Raw genomic sequence first — 3,482 nt, forward strand, 5'->3', positions numbered from 1 at the left:
CTGCGGCGGCGGCGGACAAGGCGACGCACTCATCGTCCGCGTCCCCAAGGCCTGAGTGTCTAAATACACCTGAACCAGCGCTCTCGCTCTGCGACGCCCCGTGGTTTTCCTCACACAACTACGGGGCGTCGTAGTTGTTCGGGCACAATGGCCTCATGGCGAACATCTTTGACGTATCCACTCCCGCGAAACGCTTCCGTCTGGTGGCGTGGTGGGAAGCTGTGACCTGGGCGGCCTTGCTGGTTGCCATGTTCTTCAAGTGGGTTCTCGGACACGAAGAAGCGATTCGCATCCCCGGAATGGTCCATGGCACCGCGGGCTTCCTGGTGTTCATCGTTGTTGCACTCCTGACCGCGTGGTCGCTCAAGTGGGACGTCAAGACCACGATCCTTGCGCTGATCTCGAGCGTTCCGCCCTTCGGCACCGTCATATTCGAACGCTGGGCAGTGCGAAACGGCAAGCTCGGTGAGCTGTCCACGGAGTTCGAGGCGTCCAAGGGCAACGCGGCGCTCGTCTGAGTGCTGCATCCCTCTACGTAGCTTCTCGCAACTCGTGACAAACTGGGAGCCGTGACTCGACCAGGTTCCAGGCCCCCCGCGCGTTCGTCCGCAGTTGCTGCCGCCATGAGCGGCGCAGTCGACTTGTCCGCCTTCAAAGAGCGGGCCACGGCCCCACCACCGCCGCGTAACACCAGCGGCGACGGGGCCGTTTCTGCTGTCTCCGGGGCAGTGATCGAGGTGACCGAGGAGAACTTCGAAAGCGAAGTCCTGCTGAAGTCGAGCCAGGTACCGGTGATCGTCAACATCGGTGGCCGCGCATACGAGCCCTCGGTCGTGTTCACTGAAGTTCTCGAATCATTTGCAGCGCGAGCCGGCGGCAAGTGGATTCTTGCCAACGTCGACGTCGACGTGAGTCCTCGCATCGCGCAGGCATTCGGTGTCCAGTCGGTTCCGACGGTTGTTGCTGTCGCGGCTGGTCAGCCGTTGGCCGATTTTCAGGGCGCTCAGCCAGAGGCGCAGCTCAGCCAGTGGTTCGACGCAGTCCTCCAAGCTGTCGAGGGCAAGTTGAGTGGGCCGGTGTCCGACGCGGACGAACCGGTGGAGGAGGTCGAGGATCCTCGTTTCGTGGCCGCTGAAACCGCGCTGGACGAGGGCGATCTCGACGCCGCCATCGCTGCGTACCAGGAAATTCTCGACGCCGAACCCAACAATGCGGAGGCCAAGAGCGCTGTCCGCCAGGTGAAGTTCATGGCTCGGGTTCAGGGTGTCGATCCCGAGTCGATTGCGGCCGCGGATGCTGATCCGTCCGATCTCGAACTGCAGTTCGCTGCGGCCGACCTGGAAATGTTCGCCCAGCAACCCGAGGCGTCGTTCGCCCGCTTGATCTCGGTGGTCTCGCGAACTGCCGGCGACGACAAGGCTGCCGCTCGGACGCGCCTGCTCGAACTGTTCGAACTGTTCGACCCGGCAGAACCGATCGTCATCGCGGCCCGTCGTAAGTTGGCTTCCGCTCTCTACTGACGTGTGGACCGGCAGTCGCTACTCCGTGTAGCGGCTGTCGCACACTTCCCGGCCACCGAGAACGCCGGTCCGGAACGCGTCGACACGTGCGAACCCGCTCGGAACCGTCTCACCGTTGACGTCACTGGCAGCCAGGCCGTCGGTCAGCAGCCCCGATACGGCTTCGTCGAGGTCGCCGGGGGAGAGTGTGACCTGTGCTCCGGACGCCGCGGCGTTGGTGGGACTGAGCGCTGCGGTGATGACGCCGGACAGGCAGGCGGCGCGCAGGGCAGTCTGCGGAGTGTCGAGCGATTGGCCGTTCTCCTTCTGCATCGCGAGGGTGTACCGCGACGCGAGCAGGACATAGGCGTTGTAGTCACCGGTGATGTTGGTCTGGATCAACTCGCGTCGCCCGACGCGACCCGGCGTGCCGCGCTCGGCAAGGTCGTCGACGCTGATTCCGATGGTGTTCGTCGACGGGCAGTACGAGACGGGTTCGGTCGCAACGGCATCGCTGCACCCGGTGTCTGCGCCGGTGAACACGACCTTCGGTGGCTGCGGTAGATCGAAGATCGCTTGGAAGGTCTTCACGAACTCGTCGAGAGTTGCCTCGGTGACGGGCAGTTCTCCGGAATCGTTGCCCTCGGCGAACTGCTGCGGGAGGTCTGCACGTCGTGACTCGATTTCGTCGGCGTCCATCTTCGCGCACGCACCGGCGCCGTCGGTGAAGCCGATCTGAGTGGCGGTGACGCGCTCGAACGCCGAACCATGGTGGCTCTCAGGATCATTAGGGTCTTCGTCGCGGATGGCGACCGCCGACGCCAACACCTTGTTGAGTCCGTCGGAGGTGTTCATCGTGAAGTGCGCGGCCTTGTCCTCGGCGACGTGCCGCAAGAAGGCGCCACCGAAACAGTCGGCTTGCTGTTCTCGCACCAGGGCTGCGTCTCGTTTACCGCCGACGATCCCGGCCTTGCGTTGAACGGCATGGCCGTACTCGTGCGCAAAGATGAACGCGACGGCCACTTCACCGAACTTCTCCCGCACCTCGGGCAGCAGCAATTCACGATCCCAACCGATGGTGTGATCGATGCTGCAGTACCCGGCGTTGATGAGTTCTTCGGTGGTCTCCTCACAGAAGTCCGGGCCGTTCGATTCGGTGGGGTCCCACGAAATCAGCTCGTCGACCGGTTCGAAGGGCTTGTCGAACAGAGCCGGGTACTCGGCGGCCCAGTAGGTTTCGATGTCTGTGATGGCGTTGGCTGCCAGCGCGTCGATGTCCCCGCCGTCGGTGCCGGTGATTGCTCGGTCGGCGTTGGGGGCTCCCGGACGCAACCCACTTGGTCCTGCCGTTGCGTCGAGTCCGGCGACGCGGAAGGGATCGTGATAAATCGAGACGGCGTGGCCACTCGTTCCCTGGGCACAACCGGCGAGCAGTGCTGCCACTGCCAACAGTGACGACGTGACAATGACTACTCGCCGGCCGACCATCAACGCTCCAGACTTATCCAAATCGCTCCAGCAGCTGGCAGCGCCACCTGTGCGGAGGCTGGCCGACCGTGCCACGAATGCGACGTTGCTGTGACCGCTCCGAGGTTCCCGACTCCGGAGCCGCCGTACACCTCGGCATCGGTGTTGAGAATTTCCACCCATCGGCCGGGCTCTGGTAGCCCGACGCGGTAGCTCGAGTGCTCACTGCCCGAGAAGTTGAACAGGCAGGCGACAATCGAACCGTCAGTACCGTAACGCAGAAAACTGAGGACGTTGTTCTCGGTGTCGTTGGCGTCGATCCAGGAGTATCCACCGGGCGAGGTGTCGAGGGTCCACATGGCCGGATGACGTCGATACGCGGAGTTGAGATCGCCGACCAGTCGCTGGACGCCGCGATGGAGAGTGCCGGTGTACTGATCGTCGAGCTGCCACCAGTCGAGGCCGCGTTCTTCGGACCATTCCGCACTCTGACCGAACTCCTGTCCCATGAACAGC

4 protein-coding genes are annotated in these 3,482 nt (G+C 63.5%); 2 read left to right on the forward strand and 2 right to left on the reverse strand.

Features of this window, described 5'->3' with window-relative positions:
- Positions 1-155 precede the first annotated feature (155 nt).
- Together RWT78_RS28830 and RWT78_RS28835 are read left to right on the forward strand one after the other, a co-directional pair.
- Positions 156-518, forward strand: a complete 363-nt coding sequence (locus RWT78_RS28830; RefSeq protein WP_003945330.1) for a DUF3817 domain-containing protein — start codon at positions 156-158, stop codon at positions 516-518.
- Between the two features lie 105 nt (positions 519-623).
- Positions 624-1,520 carry a tetratricopeptide repeat protein gene (locus tag RWT78_RS28835; protein ID WP_030537899.1) on the forward strand — a complete coding sequence of 299 codons (897 nt, stop codon included), beginning with the start codon at positions 624-626 and terminating at the stop codon, positions 1,518-1,520.
- 18 nt (positions 1,521-1,538) lie between these two features.
- Here RWT78_RS28835 and RWT78_RS28840 read toward each other — a convergent pair whose 3' ends face one another.
- Together RWT78_RS28840 and RWT78_RS28845 are read right to left on the reverse strand one after the other, a co-directional pair.
- Entirely contained in the window at positions 1,539-2,987 is a 1,449-nt protein-coding gene (locus RWT78_RS28840) for a neutral zinc metallopeptidase (RefSeq protein WP_003945377.1), read from the reverse strand.
- Positions 2,987-3,482, reverse strand: a 496-nt coding sequence (locus RWT78_RS28845; RefSeq protein WP_314682820.1) for an alpha amylase C-terminal domain-containing protein, incomplete at its 5' end; no start/stop codon positions are given. The genes RWT78_RS28840 and RWT78_RS28845, both read right to left, overlap by 1 nt.

Source organism: uncultured Rhodococcus sp. (assembly GCF_963525155.1).
GTDB classification, from domain to species: domain Bacteria; phylum Actinomycetota; class Actinomycetes; order Mycobacteriales; family Mycobacteriaceae; genus Rhodococcus_F; species Rhodococcus_F qingshengii.